This window comes from Paenibacillus sp. JCM 9796 (genome assembly GCF_055379675.1).
Window position 1 is genome coordinate 1,330,578 of record NZ_AP043723.1, and the last position, 16,879, is coordinate 1,347,456.

Below are 16,879 nucleotides of genomic sequence, written 5' to 3' on the forward strand. Positions count from 1 at the left end.
AACACACGGGCAGCCTGCAAGCGGCGCAGCAGCGCAGGTTGCAGCTTGGGTTACTAAATGTATGCGAAGAAGGCGATCATTATTTCACCTTTACACTTTGTTCACCTAACAACTCTTCGATTCGTGAGAAAAGGGCCGGAGACGGCTTCACGTTATATTCGCCGGAGAGACCGAGCGTTTTTTGCGTCTTCTCGTAATAGAGGACGACCGGCACCGGGCCGTGATGCTCGGCGATCAGCCGCTTCAGCGCCGCCAGCACGGCCGGCTGCTCGCGGTCGGCGGCGATGCGCACGTACACGCGCTGTCCGGCCGGCTGCGGGCGCCGGGCCGCTGCCTGGCCACCCTGCGGCGGGTGGTGCGCCGGCTCGGGCACGGACGCCTGCGGTCGGCGCTGCGCCGGAGCGGCGGGGGCGCTTGCGCGGATGCTCGGGCGGACAGCGCCTGCGGACGGCGGGCCGCCGCCGGGGGCCGGGCCGGCGTCGCCGACGCCCGCCGTGCCGCTGCGTCGCTCGCGCTCGGTCCGGACGCCGCCCTCGCCGCCAGGGCGGTTGCCCGCTGCGCCCGGTACGGCGGCCCGCGGCGTACCGCCGCCCCGGGAGCTATGAGCCGCGCCCGCCGGGGGCAGCCCGCTCTTGACCGCCTTCAGCTCGAGGTGCGGGTCGTTCAGCGCGACGAGGCGGTCGGCGAGCAGCTTCACTTGCTCGTCGTCGCCCAGCTGCAGCTTGGCGACGACGAGCACGGGCTTGCCCTTCTGCACGAGCGGCGCGAACGTCTTCCACGCTTCGGGGAACAGGACGACTTCGACTTTGCCGACGCGGTCCTCCAGCTCCATGAACGCCATCGGCTGCCCTTTCTTCGTGACGATCGTTTTGTTCCCGACAACCAGCCCTGCGACCATGACCTCGCTGTGATCCGGATATTCGGGCAGCAGCGCGATCGTATCCGTCTCCAGCTTGCGCAGGATTTGCTCAAAATCGTCGAGAGGGCTGCCGGAAATATACAGGCCCAGCAGCTCCCGCTCCAGCTCGAGCTGCTGCATAAGCGTGAACGGGGGCATGTCGGGATACTCGACTTCCCAGCTCACTTCTTCGTCGAAGCCGTCAAGCACGAGCTGCAGCGCTTCGCGATCCTTGCGCCACTTCACAGCGGCTTCAACGGCTTCTTCGAGCATCGCGAGCTGCTGGGCGCGATGCCCCGGCAGCGAATCGGTCGCGCCGCTCTGGATGAGCGATTCCATGACACGCTTGTTGCACACCCGCAGATCGACGCGCCGGCAAAAATCGCTCAGGCTCTCGTACCGCCCGTCCTTCCGCTCCTCGATGATCGACTCGATCGCATGCGTCCCGACGTTCTTGATCGCCGCCAGTCCGAAGCGGATCGCCGGATCCTCTCCCGAGCGAACGGACGTAAACAGAAAGCCGCTCTCGTTCACATCCGGCGGCAGCACGGCAATGCCCATTCGACGGCACTCGTCAACATATTCCGCCACTTTGTTATGGCTGCCCATCACCGCCGTCAGCATGGACGCCATAAATTGCACCGGGTAGTGCGCCTTCAAGTACGCCGTCCGGAACGCGAGCACCCCGTACGCGGTCGCATGGGCGCGCGGGAAGCCGTAGTCGGCGAAGCGCACGATCATGTCGTAGACGCGGTTGGCGTCCTCCTCGGCGTAGCCCTGCTGCAGACTGCCCTGCACGAAATGGGCGCGCTGCTCGTCCAGCACCTCGCGCTTCTTCTTGCTGACCGCGCGCCGCAGCAAGTCGGCTTCGCCGAGATTAAATCCGGCCATCCGGGAGGCAATCTGCATGATCTGCTCTTGATAGACGATGATGCCGTACGTATCGCGCAATATGGGCTCCAGATCCGGATGCGGGTAGTCTACCTCGACTTGCCCGTGCTTGCCGGCGATATATTTCGGGATAAACTCCATCGGGCCCGGCCGATACAGCGCAAGCACCGAAATGATATCTTCAAAATGCGACGGCCGCAGCTCCTTCAGCACCCGCCGCACGCCCGGCGACTCCAGCTGAAACACGCCGGTCGTATCGCCCTTGCCGAGCAGCTCGTACGTCTTCGGGTCGTCCGTCGAAATTTGTGTCCAATCGATCGTCACCCCCAGCTGCTCGCGCACCCATTCGAGCGTCCGCTCGATGATGGACAGCGTGCGCAGGCCGAGGAAGTCCATTTTCAGCAAGCCGATGGACTCCAGATGCTCCATCGTGTACTGTGTCAGCGGCGTCTGTTCATTGCCCTCCTGAAGGGGCACGTACTGCGTTAACGGCTCTCGCGAGATGATGACGCCCGCGGCATGGGTGGAGGCATGACGCGGCATCCCTTCCACCTTCCTCGCCATCTCCAGCAGCTCGGCCGTCTTCGGCTGTTTGGCGGCGAGCGCCTTCAAGTCGGGACTGATCCGCAGCGCCTCCTCCAGCGTAACGCCGAGCTGGTTCGGGATCAGCTTCGCCGCCCGGTCGACTTCGTTGTACGGCAGGTTCAGCGCCCGGCCTACATCGCGAACGGCGGCCTTCGCCGCCATGGTGCCGAACGTGATGATCTGCGCCACGCGGTCGCGCCCGTACTTGCGCACCACGTAATCGATCACCTCGTCGCGCCGCAGGTCGCTGAAGTCGATATCGATATCCGGCATCGACACCCGCTCCGGGTTCAGAAAGCGCTCGAAGAGGAGACGATATTGAATCGGGTCGACGTCGGTAATGCGCAGCACGTAAGCGACGAGACTGCCCGCCGACGAACCCCGGCCCGGTCCGGTGACGATCCCGTGCTCGTGCGCGAAACGGATGAAATCCCACACGATGAGAAAATAATCGGAGTAGCCCATTCGCTCGATGACGCCGAGCTCGTAGCGCAGCCGCTCTTCCACTTCGCGCCGCCATTCCGGCTCCAGCCATTCGCTTGACCGGCCGTAACGGCTTTCCATCCCTTGAAGGCAAAGCTCGGCCAAATATTCGCCCGCTGTCATCCCTTCGGGAATCGGGTCGAATTGCGGGAGAATGGACCGCCCGAATTCGAGCTCGAGCTGACAAGCTTCGGCAATGGCGACCGTATTCGCCAAAGCGTCAGGGACGTGTCCGAACAACCCGGCCATCTCGTCCGCATGTTTCAAATACAGCTGGGTAGTCCCCATCCGAAGACGCGCTTCGTCGTCCACCGTCTTCCCGGTACCGATGCAAATGAGAATATCCTGCATCGTATGATCCGGCTCTCTCACATAGTGGACGTCATTCGTCGCCACCATGCGAATGCCGGTGTCTTCGCTGAGGCGAATCATGTCGCGCAGCACCTTTTTTTGCTCCGTTAAGCCATGATCCTGAATTTCCAGGAAGAAATCGTCGCCGAAGATGCCGCGGTAGCGCAGCGCCGCCTCCTTCGCTTCCTCGTACCGGTCGTGCAGCAGATGCTGCGACACCTCGCTGCCGAGACAGGCGCTGGTGCAAATGAGTCCTTCCGAATGCCGGTCCAAGTGCTCCAGATCGATCCGCGGCTTATAATGAAACCCTTCCAGGTGGGCGATCGAGCAAAGCTTCATTAAATTCTGGTATCCGGTCATATTTTTGGCAAGCAGCAGCAGGTGGTAAATGGGCTGCTCCTGCCGCGAGCCCTTGTTCCGGAGGGAACCGGAGGTGAAATACATCTCGCAGCCGATGATCGGCTTGATCCCCTTCGCCTTGCATGCTTTATAAAAAGGGATTGCCCCATACATGACGCCATGATCCGTCAGCGCCAGCGCCTTCATGCCCAGCTGCGCGGCTTGGCTTACCAAATCGTCGATGCGCGCAGCGCCGTCGAGCAAGCTGTATTCGCTATGTACGTGCAAATGAACGAAATCGGTCATACCGCAGCCTCCCCGCTCCATATTCATTACAAAATATTTTAGCATAATGCGAACAAGTGTGCCATATAGATGATAGTATAAGCATCGGTCAAGCCCGGCTTGGACGACGCAGCACGTGTCCGCGAGCGGTCCGGCCGGGGTAGAGGCTGCCGGTCCGGCGAAGGAACGTAAGCCGAATGTAGGCGAACAGCCGGAGGAGGCGCATGCGATTCGTTTGCAGACAGCCGGCGATAGCTTGAATTTTCGCTCATGCGTTCGTCGATCTGAAGATTCGCAGGAAAAAAGGAGGGCCTGGAAGTGGCATCATTTTGGGCAAAATGCTTGTTGGATTTCTTTGTAGCGTTCGGGGTAGTGCTGGGAGGCACCATGCTCGCCGGCATCTGTTCGGTTATTACGCTGGAGCCCCCGGTTCACAAAATGCTGAACATTGCCGAGCAAATCAAAATTTGGGCGATGGTCGCCGCCATCGGCGGGACGATCGATCCGATCCGGGCGATCGAAACGCATTTTCAGGATGGGCAAATCTCTCCGGCGATTCAGCAAATGATGTACATCGTCTGCGCCTTCGTCGGCGCGCATATGGGGACGACCTTGATCCAATGGATCTGCCGGGGAGGGAACACCGGGTGAGAGTCCCTCCCTTCGAAACCGGATTCGGCTATTTGCGCGCTGTCGGACTCGTGATCGCCGGCATGGTGATCGGAGCGGCGCTGTTCCTGAGCATTTACAATCAGCGGCTGAACATGATGATCGTGGAAAACCGCGAGCTGCTCGCAGAAAAAAGCCGGCTGGAAGGCGAGGTCGCCGATTTGCGCAAAACGAAAAATCAGCAAACGACGATCAATTTGCTAAACATTTATATCGAACCGGGCGAGCACACAACCCTGGACAAATTGACCGAAAGCGAGCTTAAACGACGCATTCATTCCCAGTTGAAGCCCGTCGTTGTGGGGCGTAAAATTTCCGAATTCGCCGCCATGCCCGAGGTATACGAGCAAATTTTGTATGAAAAGCCGATGCTCGGCGTGATGGATAACGACTATATGGTGCAGTCTGTGAAGTGGATCGTCCTGACCCAGTCGGAATTGAAGGTGTGGGTGACCGTAAAAGAGTGGAAACGCATCCCGGTACCGTGACCAGTTGATTTCCAAGTCTGAAATCGATAAAGTGATTACAGACACTTGGCCATAAGGATGTGCTTGCAAGAAATGACGCTGCCAACAATACAATGGATGCTTAGCGTGCTGATTATTATTTTCGTCGTGTTCTCGGTGTATTACAGCTTTCGGTTTCGGCGAGCGACCGATCCGAAACAGCGCGGACTTTACGGGGCGAGGATGAACATTTTCATGGGCCTGATGCTGATTGTCATCGCCGTCTCCCAGCTGTTTTTCTTTACGGATTCCGTCACGCGCCGCATTTTCGGGACGGTGTGCTTATTGCTCGGTTTGTTCAATTTGTTCGCCGGTCTCCGCAACCACAGCCACTACAGTCGGAAGGCTTAAGCGGTTGGCGGCCGGTTGGACGGCATGCTTCGGTGGAAGCTGCGTGTAAGGGCGGAAAGCGCGTACGACGTGCTTCCGCCCTTATGACGTTGGGGCAGCGGCACGCCCTGAAATAAAAAGGGCTCGCCTCCGCCCTCTCCGTCGCCCCACCGCTTACCCCGGCTCGATGACCTGCGCGGTCAGCATCGCCTTCGCTACAAGCGCGCCCCCGTGGAACATCTCTACATCGAGCTTGCCGAATTTGCGGCTGACCTCGATCAATTTCGGGCGAATTTCGACCAGGCTGTCGATTTGCACCGGTTTGACGAAGTAGGAAGACATGTTGTCGACGACGATGTCGCCCTTCTTCACATCCTGCATCGCATGGTAGGCCGCCTGCGTCATAAGTACGGTCAACACGCCCTCGGATACGGTGCCGAGGCGGTTAATCATTTGCGGCGTGATCGTACCCCGGAATACAAGCTGGCCGCCGGCGTCCTTCTCCTCGCTGAAGCCTGCCCAGATCAAATCCTCGAACGTCTCTCCGTGCTGCGGCTGGCGCTGCACGTGCTGCATCGCCTTCAGCACGTCCTGGCGGCTGATGACGCTGACGATTTTACGCCCCGCGTCGACGATCGGCAGCAGTTCAATCCCCTCCCACACCATCAGGTGGGCGGCCGAAGCGACCGACGTATTCGCCATCGCGGTAACCGGATTGCGGGTCATCAACTTATCGAGCGTTTGCGTCGGCCCGGCACCGATCAAGTCGCGCGAGGTGATGATGCCGATCACCCGGTTCCACTCGTCAACGATCGGAAAACGGCTGTGGCCCGTCTCTTCGTGCAGCCGCTGCCAATCCTCTATCGTATGATTCGCCTTCAGCACAAACACCCGCATCGGATGCGTCAGAATGTCTTCAATCAGCAAAATCTTTTTCTTGATCAGCCGGTCATAGATGGCCCGGTTAATCATCGAAGCAACGGTGAACGTGTCGTAGCTGCTGGAGATGATCGGCAGCTGCAGCGTGTCAGCCAGCTGCTTCACCTCGTCGCTCGTCCCGAAGCCCCCGGTAATAAGCACGCCCGCCCCCTGCTCCAAGGCACAAAGATGCGCCTTGGCCCGGTTGCCGACGATCAATAGGCTGCCCGGATCGATATAACGCATCATCGCATCCTGCTGCATCGCTCCGATGACGAATTTGTGCAGCGTCTTCTCCAGCCCGTCAAGGCCGCCGAGCACTTCCCCGTCGACCATGTTCACCACTTCGGCGAACGTCAGCTTGTCCATCTGATCGCGCAGCTTCTTCTCCACGCGTACCGTGCCTACGCGCTCTTTCGTTGCGACCAGCCCGATCGCATCGGCTTCCTTGATGGCCCGATAGGCCGTTCCTTCGCTGACGCCCAGCTTCTCGGCGACTTTGCGCACTGAAATTTTGCTGCCGATAGGCAGCCCTTCGATATATTTTAAAATTTGCTCGTGCTTGGTTGACGTGTCGTGATTCATGGGACCGAATTCGTCCATCTGTTCCACCTTCCTTCGGCTCGCTGTATCATCCTGTATTACCCATTATCATACCACGAAACGAAGCCGGGCAGTACTGTAATCGGAAGGCTCGGCTCCGCATAGGATAGAAGTAGATGTATATTTTTCAGGAGGTGGCTGATGATGAATGCGCCTTATCCCGCTCAACCCCAGACCGTGTTCGAGTTGGACGTTAAGGAAGTCGACACGCTGACGAAGTGCAAAGCAAAAATTCATGCGGCATGCGTGCAGCACATGCACAGGCACGTACGGGTGCAAATGGTGCATGGCGGAACGCATGAAGGCATCATCGTACATATCGACCATTATTACGTGTACCTGCAGGTGCTGCAAGGTCACAGCCGCGCTTTCCTGCCTTATCCGTATTTCCCCTACGACCCTTACTACAGCAACGTCATTCTGCCGCTTGCGCTGTTCGATTTGCTTGCCATCGCGCTGATCGTGTGAAGGGTCCGACCGGAGAAAGCCGAAAAAAAGTCCGCACCTTTCCTCACGATCAGAGGGAGTACGGACTTTTCTTATTTACCTGCGGACCTGCAGCACCTTCCGCTTGCCGGTCACCGCTTGCTGAAGCTGCCAGCGCTTCATCCGCTTGATCTTCAACAGCGTGCGCTTCTGCTCTTCCTCCACGCCCAGCAACTCATGCAGATGCGCGGCCACGACCAACAGCGCGAACCCGATCCACACCAACCCGAAAATCGTGCCGGGCGACGTCCATGCTCTGAGATCGAGGCTCGGCACCGCGAAAGCGATCATGCCGAGCGTCAATCCCATAAACACGATGTTCTTCGTGCCTTTCCCCATCGTACGCCCTCCTCTCCTACAACTTGTACAGTTCATTGTATGAGCGTACGCGTGAAAATATCACTCTTTCTCAGGCGCCGGCCTTCGTCCGGACAGGTTACTTGCGCAGCAGCTTCATGATCCGTCCGTACGCGTATACGAGCACCCACGGGACGATCAGGCTTGCAAGAAAAGCGCCGAACGTATAAGCGTGGTACATGGCGATCGACCCGCCGGGAAGCGTAACATGCGTCTTGTAATACGTCAGCACAGCCGGATGCATCAAATAGACGCCGAACGATACGGCTCCTAAACTCGTCAACAGACGCGATATCAACTTCCACCGCGCAAGCGCGATTTGGCAGAGACGGATGAGCGTCATGGAGACGAAGGCGGCATATCCGAAGAACAGCAGCTGGTAGCCGTACCCGGGAAGCTGGAGATGGAACCGGCCTTCGGCCACAAACAGGCCGACGAACGCGCAGCCGATCAACAGCGTCAGGGTTGACACCCAGGCGAAATTGGCCCGCAGCCACCCCGAGAACCGCTCGTAGTACAGCCCCATCCAACCGCCCAGCGCGAACATGCTGAAATAATTGATGCATAGCGAAGCCATGTGATCGAACGGCCTCACCCAATAATGGTACGCGTACAGCCCTGCATGGACGGCCAGTCCGATCCATACCAGATAGCGCCGAAATGACGGCCAAGCCTTGCACATCCACATCAGCAGCGGGAATATCAAATAAAATTGCACGATAATGATCATGAAATACAAGTGGTACGAGGCGTCCGCCCACGGCAGCAGCTCCCCGAATTCCGCCGCATCGAAATGGAGCCGGGCACGGTCATAGATCCACTGATTGTACAAGTAGTAAAACAACGACCAGATCAAATAAGGGAACAATACTTGCCGCACCCGGCGCACATAAAACAAGAGCGCCTGCTTTCCCCCGAAATCGTCCTGATACCGGTAAAACAATACGAGACCGCTGAGTAAAATAAACACCGGTACGGCGAAATTGCTCAGTTTATTCAACGTCAGGTACATCGCTTGCGAACCGCTGCCGAACGCCAGTTCAACTGTAGCGTCCGCCGTCGCATGAATGATGAGAACCGCCAAAATCGCTGCAGCCCGAACGAGATCCAGCTCCAACAGCTTCGGCTTCGAAATTTTTTTTACATTTGTCAAATCGTTCGGTCCTTCCCGTTTCTCATATAGATCAATGATGCGCTTCCAAAAATTTATCACAATTCCCGAATTCCCGCCACTAATCGGTCGATATAACGGGCAATTTACCGGGAGCCGCAGCCGTCTTGGCCGGAACGGAACAGAACGAGACTGCCGGGCGGACGCTGGCGAATAAATCCAGACCGGAGGACGAATAATACACGCGAACAGCTACTGTCAAGGAGGAAATCGCCATGCAAAACGTATCGTATCAACAATTTTTGGAACAGCAGCAGCTGCAGCACATGCAGCAAGCCCAGGAAGCGCAGCAGGCGTTAAACAAAACCGGCCTGAACAATTTCTCGCAAAGGCTGCGGCAGCTGCAGCAGCAATTCGTCCAGGTGCAAATGGATCTGCAGCAGGCGCAATCGCAGGTGGAAACGCAAATGAACGCCCAGCAGCGCCGGATCGTTGAAATTCAGGGGCGTTTGCAGCAGTGTATCCAGCAAATGGACATGCTGATCCAAACTTCGCAAAATCAACCGTCCCCGTCCTCCCCCCTGAACGTTATGTAACAGGGCTGCTCAAACTCCGGTCCTCTCTTCCAGCGAGCGAAAATTGCGGGATCAGCCCGGCATCGTCCTGGATCGTTTGTTCTGCTGCGGATAAGCCTCCACCGGAACGGTGAAACTACCTATTACCGCCAATGGACAAGGGAGGCTTTGCCAGAAATGCCAAACGAGGAACGATTCGCGCCGGAAACCGACGGCGATCCGCAGACGAAGTACGAGGATACGGGCGTGCATCCCCGCTACGACTTAGGCGTAGAAGCGACGGAACAGGATGCGCCGGCATCGTCCGGTCAACCGATCCGGACGAACGATCAATAACGTGCGCCGCAGCCTGAGCGGCAGGGGCAACCAGCTCTGGCCCAGGCCCCATTCGGGACTTGCATCCCGGAGATGACGCCCGTACAGGGCGCATGCACAGCAAACCGTCCGGACTTGTCCGGACGGTATTTTTGCGAACCCCTAGGCCGGAGGCTCTTGGAGCGGGCGGCGTTCCGCCCGCTTTCCCTAGTCTCCCCCGCGAGGAGAGCACTGCGCCGGCGACGCTGCGCACCTTAGACGATTTGCAAGTCCATCAGCTTTTCTTTCACGGCGGCCACAAGCGCAGCCGCATCTTCCGGGCGGTGGACGACATCCATCTGATCCATGTCCACGATCAACACCTCGGAAGCGTTATAATGGTTCATGACCCAGTGGTCGTAGCCGGACCATAAGAGACGGTAGTATTCCACCAGCGACGCATCCTGCTCGAAGCTGCGTCCCCGAAGACTGATGCGGTGCATCACCGTGTCGAAGGAGCCTTTCAAATAGACCATAAGATCGGGAGCTTTCTTCGGAAGCTCGGCGAGCTCGGACATCATATTATCGGCTAACCCTTCGTACACCTCAAACTCCAGCGGACTGATGCGGCCCAGCTCCAAATTGACCTTGGCGAAATACCAATCCTCATAAATGCTTCGATCGAGCACGTTGCGGTTATGTACAAGCGCCTGTTTGATCGCTTTGAATCTCGAATTTAAAAAGTGCAGCTGAAGTAAAAACGGATACCTTTTTTTCTCGATTTCTTCCGGTGAAGCCGTATAAAATAAAGGCAAAATCGGATTATCGTCCACACTTTCGAAGAACACTTCGGAATGCAATGCTTGTCCGAGCAGCGTGGCCACCGATGTTTTGCCAAGCCCGATCATTCCCCCAACTACAATCACAGCCATTGGTCCCCTTTCTCCTTTAACCCAAGTAAGTTGCCTGGTTTGCCAGCTGTCCATAATGAAGCTTTCTCATTATAGCAGGGAAACCGGCGCGGGGGAACCGCCAGTGATTACCTGCAGGAAGCTCCGACTTTCCCGACCGCGTAACCGAATCCGCCGAACGACGCGACCGGCTGCTTGTCCGCAAAAAGGCCTTCTTTTCTGGGCGTCATGGCGATATCGACAAGCCACTCTGTGAAAGTAGCCACTGGCATCATTCGCATTTCCTCCAGACTAAAAAATCCCGCCGCATCGGCCTCCACTCCGTCAGGCACCGGCTCCCCTTCCACATAATCCATGCGAAAGGCGATGTACACATTATGGACGTTTGTCGGCAGATCGCGTACGGCAATAATTTCCTGGACCTTCGCCCGGATGCCGCTTTCCTCGTACACTTCACGGACAATCGTGTCCTCGATCGGCTCCAACTGCTCGATGTAGCCGCCCGGATTCGTCCATTTGCCCTTCCCCGGCTCGATAGCACGGCGAACGAGCAGCACTTTATCGTCACGCACGACCAGTGCCCCGACCCCGATGCTGTAGTTGCCCCAATGGACAAAAGAGCACGCCGTGCACGCAAGCCGTTCCGTCCCATCGATGTCCTTCTTGGCCAAGGCGCTTCCGCATTCCATACAATACTTCATATCCACTAGACTCCTTCTCTCTGTTAGCACATGTCTTCACAGGTCGGCGCTGCGCCTTAACCTGCAGAAGCCCCATATTCAACGTATTCTCCAAATCTATCGTTCCATACTTCCATATATTTTACCTTCTTTACTATAAAAAAAGAAGTGTTCTTTCTGCGGCCGATGTCAAAAAGGCGGCAGCCTCTCGATCTGATCGAGAAGCGCCGCCCGGGCAAGCTCATAAGCCTTATCGTACATATTCATGGGCATCTGCACCTTCTTTTCAAATGATTCGATTGTCGAATTCGGTTGCATTTCTTTTCACCAAGGGATAAACGCCCTCATATGATGAAGCAGCTGGTTTCTAAATGTTCCAAGCGCGACCGGCCTGCATGCGGGATTCGCCTGCGCTAGGAAGGGGTACCACATGAAAAGAACAAAGGTAAGGATCCAAATAAAATCGTCCGACATGACCGCTGACAGCTCCCTGCTGATGATCAGCTATCCGATCGTGCGCAAGTGGAAAATTCCGCTGCATCAGCCGCTGCAGCTCCGGTACGGCGGAAGCCGGGAGGACGTCAAGGTCATACCGGTCTCCAAGGCGGGAATGCTGCTCATAGGCGCCGCGCTGGCGGCCAGGCTTGGGCTGGCGTCCGACAACCAGCTCTGCTTGCAGTATAAAGCCTCCAGCCGGACGCTCCAGCTCGGCCCGTTGATCGGCGTCATGATGAGCCGCGTCAATGCCGGCGTCCCGGATAAACCATTCGGCGCCAACACGGCCTTCTGCCGGGAGCTGACCGATGCGTGCAAGCAGTACGGCGCTTCCGTCTTCTTCATCACGCCGGACGACATGCAGGGCGCGATCGATACGGTGCGCGGCTGGCATTACACGAACCGCTGGGAGACCGCGACGTTCCCTCTGCCGCATGTGCTCTACAACCGGCTGACCAGCCGCAAGCTGGAAAACCGCGCGACGGTACAGCAGTTCGTCGAGCATGCCCGATCACAGCAGAGCACGGTCTTTTTCAACACGACATACTTGAATAAAACGGAGGTATTCGATGCGCTCGGCAAAGAATCCGGTTTACAGATGTACTTGCCCGAGTCGTATTTGCTGAAGACGTTTCTACAGCTCAAGTCGATGTGCGCCAAGCACGCCACGGTGTTCCTCAAGCCGATCACCGGCAGTCTCGGCAAAGGCATCATCCGGATCCGCAAACAACCGGACGGTGCGTATATCTGTCATTTTACCAATCTCAGCGGAACCCGTAAACAATCGTTCACCTCGCTCTCCTCACTGTATGCGGCGATTTCCGGGAAAATGAAAACACAGCGCTACCAGATTCAGCAGGGGTTACAGCTGCTCACGGTGGGAGGGCGTCCTGTCGATTTCCGGGCGCTCGTGCAGCGGGGCAAAACCGGCCAATGGCGCATTACGTCCATCGTAGCCCGAATTGCCGGCAATCATCACTTCGTATCCAACCTTGCCCGCGGCGGAACGCTCAGCTCGGTCAAAGAAGCGTTAGCCCGATCCGATTCGGCGGCAGCCGTTGACGGTTATGCGAAGCTGCGGCGGGCGGCGCTGCATATCGCTAAAGGGATAGAAACCCAGGTCGAAGGCCATTTCGCGGAACTGGGGGTCGATTTGGCACTCGATACGAATGGGCGGGTTTGGCTGATCGAAGTCAATTCCAAGCCGTCGAAGGAAGATAATACGCCGCTGTCGAGCGACCCTAAAATTCGCCCTTCGGTCAAACTGCTGGTGCAGTACGCCCGCTCTGCGGCGAAGTTTTGATTCCCCATGGAGCGAAGGATGAGGAATCCCCTGTGAACGAAACAAATTTACGGTTGTGAGGTGCAGCGCATGATGATCTTCGGCAAAAACGCTGGCGGCGAACGCACGGTAGGCATCATGACCACGCCGGCCGAATACACGCCGCCTTTTGAAAACCGCGGCTTCTACCGCCGCTTATGTTTGCTTGGCCCGCGTCTCCACCTGTCCGTGTATGTGTTTACGCCGAACAGTGTCGACTGGGAGCAAGAACGGGTAACGGGTTACACCTATGAGGCGTCCGCCGGGCAGTGGGTCCCCGGCACGTTCGCCCTGCCGGCCATCGTCTACGACCGCTGCTTCTTCACGACGCGGCGCCAGTATGCGGACTACCGCGAGACGATGGGGCGGCTGCAGCGGCATCCGAACGTCCGGCTGCTCGGCAGCGGCCTGAAAGGCAAGCTGGACGTCCAGCGGCTGCTCGCGCGCGACCGCGACGGCCGCTTTAACCGCTACCTGCCGCAGACCGAGCTGCTGCGCAGCATGCGCACGCTCGCCGACTGGCTGCGCGAGCACGGCGAGGCCGTGCTCAAGCCGCTCGGCGGCTCGCAAGGCCGCGGCGTGCTGCACGTGCGGCGCAACGCCGAGCCCGGCGGCCAGACGCCCGCGTTCACGCTGCGCGGCCGCGATGCGCGCAACCGGGAGATCGCGCGCGGCTTCGAAAGCGGCGCCGCGCTCGCAGCCTTCCTGCGGCGCCTGATCGGCCGCCGCAGCTATCTCCTGCAGCGCTACTTGGCGCTGCACACCCGCGAGGGCGACGCGTACGACGTGCGCGCCCTCGTGCAAAAAAACGGCGCAGGCCGCTGGCAGCTGACCGGCCTGGCCGTACGCCGCGGTCAAAGCGGCAGCTTGACCGCGAACCTGCACGGCGGCGGCATGGCCTGCGCCGCCGAACCGATGCTCGCCCGCGAATTCGGGCGGGCCCGCGCCGAAGCGATCCTCGCGGAGCTGCGACAGCTCGCAGATACGCTGCCGGAGGCGCTTGAATCTCGTCACGGGCGGCTCGCCGAGCTCGGCATCGATTTCGGTGTCGACACGGGCGGACATATTTGGATGCTCGAAGTGAACTCCAAACCCGGCCGCTCCATCTTTACTTATTTACGCGACGACAAGGCGCGATTGGCCGCTGTCGCCAATCCGCTGCGGTATGCCGATTACTTGCTCCGGCAAACCGCAGCGGCACCGGCTCGCAGCTTTTCGCTGAAGAAGTAAACTTTTGCCCAACACGGCATCGTTCTGTAGGAGGTTCATCATGAGCTTGACAACCTGCACGATTCATGTCACCCCGCGACAGGAACGCGTCGTTTATGTCAGCGGTGACTTGGCCAAAGCGCTCAAGCTGGCCAAAGCTCAAAACGTGACCCTTAAGCTCGGCAGCAAAAGCGTCTCCTTAAGACTCAAGCTGCTGAAAAAAAGCGGTAACCACCTGTATATGACACCGTCGGTTTATACCCAATTGCGATTGCCCCGCGACGGTACCACCATGATTACGAGCGCCAACGGCAAGGAACTTCGGCTGGGACCGATGATCGGGATTCTGACGAACATTGTGCGAGGGAGCTCCGCGCCGTTCGGGTCCCGCACCGAGTTCATCCGTCAATTCATGCGCGTCGGCGCGGATCGCGCGTTTTATTTCGGGTTCTCCCCGAACGACGTGAACTGGTCGCAAGGCACCGTCTCGGCCACGATCCCGCTGAAAGAGGGAGGCTGGGCGCGCAAGACCGTCCCGCTGCCGGACGTCGTGTACAACCGGCTGCCGAGCCGCAAGGCCGAGAAGCTGGCGTCGATGAACGCCTTCAAGCAGCGCTTCGTGCGACAAGGCATCCCGCTGTTTAACTGGAGCTTTTTCGATAAATGGGACGTTTACAACTTGCTGGAGGGTACCGATGTGTTCAACCATGTGCCGGAGTCGCACATCAACCCGAACGCCATGCAAATTAAAGAAATGCTGGAGAAGCACAAATTCATATATTTGAAACCGACGGCCGGCAGCCTCGGAATCGGCATTTACCGGTTGACCTATAATCCGAAACGCGGCTATTACGCCCGCTTCCGGCGCAACGGCCGCAACGTGCTGCTCCGTTTCAGCAAGTTCGAAGGGCTGATGGCGCTGCTGAACCGGCATAACGGCAGCTTGCACGGCTACGTGTCGCAGCAAGGCATCCGGTTGATCGAGCTGGACAGCTGTCCGATCGACTTCCGCTTCCACATGACCAAGAACAGCGAAAACCAATGGGTCGTGGCCGCCATCGGCGCCAAGAAAGCCGGCAGGGGCAGTGTCACGACACATGTGCGCACCGGCGGTCAGCTGATGACGCCCGAGCAGGTGCTGCAGCAAGTTTTCGGCGCGCGCGCCGACGCTGTATTATCGAGCACCAAGGAGGCCGCCATCAAACTGGCCGAGGATATTGAGCGCAATTACAGGCATACGCTGGGCGAGCTCGGCTTCGATATCGGGATCGACAAGAGCGAACGCATCTGGATGTTCGAGGCCAATTCCAAGCCGGGCCGCTCGATCTTCAAGCATCCCGCCCTTAAGGAAGAAGGGCGCGCTTCGCTGCAGTACATGTACGACTATTGCCTCTACCTGAGCCGATTTCGGTCAAGGAGGGATACTTGAATGGGATCGCAACGACAGTCCGATAGCAACCGTCAGCGTCCGACGCTGGCCATCCTCACTTATGCGGATGAAAAGAGGCCTTTTCGCGGGAATCAAGAAAATTTTATCGATTTGATCCGAATGGGGGAAGAGCGCGGCGTGCTCGTATACGTCATGACGACCGCCGACTTTAAGCTCAGCCAGGAAAATGCAGTCGGTTACCGGTATCATACGGAGACCCAATCATGGATCAGAGAACTGCTCCCGATGCCGCACGTCATCTATAACCGCATTCCCTACCGCAAATTCGAGCTTCTCCCGGAGGTGCAGCAGGTGATTCAAGCCTGCTTGCGCCACGGGAAGGTACGATTCTTCAACCCTTCGTTCTTCAACAAATGGACCTTATTCGAATGGCTCAACAAATCAAAGCGTACGCAGCCGTTCATTCCGACGACCCAAAGGTTGTCTTCCCGTGAGGACCTCGACAAACTTCTCCAGAGCTACCCGTTTCTTTACCTCAAGCCAATTCGCGGCAAAGCCGGCAAAGGCATCATGCGAATCAGCAGAATGGACGGCCAAGCGGCGAAAGCGAACCAGTATGAGCTCAGCATTCAGGATAGGACCAGAAGCCAAATTTCCCGCTTTTCGAGCGTATCCCAGCTTTGGTCGCGGGTGAGCCATCTGGTCGGCTCCAAGGATTACATCATTCAACAGGGCATTGCCCTATCCCACTATAAGCAGCGTCCGTTCGATCTGCGGCTGCTCGCGCAGAAGAACCACAAGGGCGTATGGAGCATCGCCGGCGTCGGCGCCCGGTTGGCCGGGAAGAACAGCATTACGACACACGTGCCCCGGGGCGGGTCGATCGACGATCCGGGCAAACTGCTCTCCCACTCGTTCGGCCCCGCCGGCAGCAAACAAATCATGCAGCGGGCGAAACAAGCGGCGCTCACGATCGCCAAACAGATCGAATCGTCCAGCGGCTATAAGCTGGGCGAAATGTCAATGGATCTCGGTGTGGACAGCGACGGCCACATTTGGTTCTTCGAAGCGAATTCCAAGCCGATGAAATTCGACGAGCCGCCGATCCGGCAAAAATCGCTTGAAAACCTCATCCGCTACTCGATCTTCTTGTCCAAAAAGAACATCCGTTTCGGCAGCAAACGGTAAGCAG

At 57.9% G+C, this 16,879-nt stretch carries 18 protein-coding genes; 10 read left to right on the top strand and 8 right to left on the bottom strand.

What is annotated here, in order from left to right; translation table 11 throughout:
• Positions 1–79: 79 nt before the first annotated feature.
• A complete protein-coding gene (locus ACZ439_RS06545; RefSeq protein WP_464620782.1) occupies positions 80–3,853 on the bottom strand; it encodes a DNA polymerase III subunit alpha in 3,774 nt (1,257 codons plus the stop codon).
• A gap of 297 nt (positions 3,854–4,150) precedes the next feature.
• Here ACZ439_RS06545 and ACZ439_RS06550 point away from each other — a divergent pair, with 297 nt between their 5' ends.
• The 3 genes from ACZ439_RS06550 to ACZ439_RS06560 all read left to right on the top strand — a co-directional run bounded on the left by ACZ439_RS06550 (position 4,151) and on the right by ACZ439_RS06560 (position 5,358).
• A complete protein-coding gene (locus tag ACZ439_RS06550) occupies positions 4,151–4,483 on the top strand; it encodes a YtrH family sporulation protein (RefSeq protein WP_054798453.1) in 333 nt (110 codons plus the stop codon).
• Complete coding sequence (locus tag ACZ439_RS06555) at positions 4,480–4,989, top strand: hypothetical protein (protein ID WP_236595980.1); 510 nt, start codon at positions 4,480–4,482, stop codon at positions 4,987–4,989. The genes ACZ439_RS06550 and ACZ439_RS06555 overlap by 4 nt, the downstream gene beginning before the upstream one ends.
• 72 nt (positions 4,990–5,061) lie before the next feature.
• A complete protein-coding gene (locus ACZ439_RS06560; RefSeq protein ID WP_054798454.1) occupies positions 5,062–5,358 on the top strand; it encodes a YtpI family protein in 297 nt (98 codons plus the stop codon).
• Between the two features lie 153 nt (positions 5,359–5,511).
• Here ACZ439_RS06560 and ACZ439_RS06565 read toward each other — a convergent pair whose 3' ends face one another.
• Positions 5,512–6,858 (bottom strand): DRTGG domain-containing protein, encoded by a 1,347-nt coding sequence (locus ACZ439_RS06565; protein ID WP_054798455.1) that lies wholly within the window; start codon positions 6,856–6,858, stop codon positions 5,512–5,514.
• A gap of 141 nt (positions 6,859–6,999) precedes the next feature.
• Between ACZ439_RS06565 and ACZ439_RS06570 the strand changes: the two genes are divergently transcribed.
• Complete coding sequence (locus tag ACZ439_RS06570; RefSeq protein WP_230876311.1) at positions 7,000–7,326, top strand: hypothetical protein; 327 nt, start codon at positions 7,000–7,002, stop codon at positions 7,324–7,326.
• Between the two features lie 75 nt (positions 7,327–7,401).
• Here ACZ439_RS06570 and ACZ439_RS06575 read toward each other — a convergent pair whose 3' ends face one another.
• The 3 genes from ACZ439_RS06575 to ACZ439_RS06585 form a co-directional block, all read right to left on the bottom strand.
• On the bottom strand, positions 7,402–7,683 hold the full coding sequence (locus ACZ439_RS06575) for a hypothetical protein (protein WP_127609089.1): 282 nt from the start codon (positions 7,681–7,683) through the stop codon (positions 7,402–7,404).
• A gap of 97 nt (positions 7,684–7,780) precedes the next feature.
• The gene (locus ACZ439_RS06580; RefSeq protein ID WP_236595981.1) at positions 7,781–8,914 is read right to left on the bottom strand and encodes an acyltransferase; all 1,134 of its coding nucleotides are present in this window, start codon (positions 8,912–8,914) and stop codon (positions 7,781–7,783) included.
• A gap of 19 nt (positions 8,915–8,933) precedes the next feature.
• Complete coding sequence (locus ACZ439_RS06585; RefSeq protein ID WP_155615499.1) at positions 8,934–9,074, bottom strand: hypothetical protein; 141 nt, start codon at positions 9,072–9,074, stop codon at positions 8,934–8,936.
• Between the two features lie 13 nt (positions 9,075–9,087).
• Here ACZ439_RS06585 and ACZ439_RS06590 point away from each other — a divergent pair, with 13 nt between their 5' ends.
• Both ACZ439_RS06590 and ACZ439_RS06595 read left to right on the top strand, forming a co-directional pair.
• Positions 9,088–9,408: a hypothetical protein gene (locus ACZ439_RS06590; RefSeq protein WP_054798457.1), complete on the top strand. Its 321-nt coding sequence runs from the start codon at positions 9,088–9,090 to the stop codon at positions 9,406–9,408.
• 156 nt (positions 9,409–9,564) lie between these two features.
• Positions 9,565–9,723, top strand: coding sequence for a hypothetical protein (locus ACZ439_RS06595; protein ID WP_155615501.1), 159 nt, complete (start codon positions 9,565–9,567; stop codon positions 9,721–9,723).
• 233 nt (positions 9,724–9,956) lie between these two features.
• Here ACZ439_RS06595 and ACZ439_RS06600 read toward each other — a convergent pair whose 3' ends face one another.
• The 3 genes from ACZ439_RS06600 to ACZ439_RS06610 all read right to left on the bottom strand — a co-directional run bounded on the left by ACZ439_RS06600 (position 9,957) and on the right by ACZ439_RS06610 (position 11,590).
• Positions 9,957–10,613, bottom strand: coding sequence for a deoxynucleoside kinase (locus ACZ439_RS06600; RefSeq protein ID WP_127609088.1), 657 nt, complete (start codon positions 10,611–10,613; stop codon positions 9,957–9,959).
• Between the two features lie 107 nt (positions 10,614–10,720).
• Positions 10,721–11,293: an NUDIX hydrolase gene (locus ACZ439_RS06605; protein WP_308645037.1), complete on the bottom strand. Its 573-nt coding sequence runs from the start codon at positions 11,291–11,293 to the stop codon at positions 10,721–10,723.
• Positions 11,294–11,461: 168 nt separating this feature from the next.
• Entirely contained in the window at positions 11,462–11,590 is a 129-nt protein-coding gene (locus ACZ439_RS06610; protein WP_372814205.1) for a hypothetical protein, read from the bottom strand.
• 112 nt (positions 11,591–11,702) lie between these two features.
• On the opposite strand from ACZ439_RS06610, the gene ACZ439_RS06615 reads away from it, so the two are divergent.
• From ACZ439_RS06615 to ACZ439_RS06630, 4 genes are all read left to right on the top strand, one after another.
• Positions 11,703–13,070, top strand: coding sequence for a YheC/YheD family endospore coat-associated protein (locus ACZ439_RS06615; RefSeq protein WP_054798459.1), 1,368 nt, complete (start codon positions 11,703–11,705; stop codon positions 13,068–13,070).
• 69 nt (positions 13,071–13,139) lie between these two features.
• Complete coding sequence (locus tag ACZ439_RS06620; protein ID WP_372814207.1) at positions 13,140–14,318, top strand: YheC/YheD family endospore coat-associated protein; 1,179 nt, start codon at positions 13,140–13,142, stop codon at positions 14,316–14,318.
• 40 nt (positions 14,319–14,358) lie between these two features.
• Positions 14,359–15,726 carry a YheC/YheD family endospore coat-associated protein gene (locus tag ACZ439_RS06625; RefSeq protein WP_127609084.1) on the top strand — a complete coding sequence of 456 codons (1,368 nt, stop codon included), beginning with the start codon at positions 14,359–14,361 and terminating at the stop codon, positions 15,724–15,726.
• A complete protein-coding gene (locus ACZ439_RS06630) occupies positions 15,727–16,875 on the top strand; it encodes a YheC/YheD family endospore coat-associated protein (RefSeq protein ID WP_054797860.1) in 1,149 nt (382 codons plus the stop codon).
• The last annotated feature ends 4 nt before the right edge of the window (positions 16,876–16,879 follow it).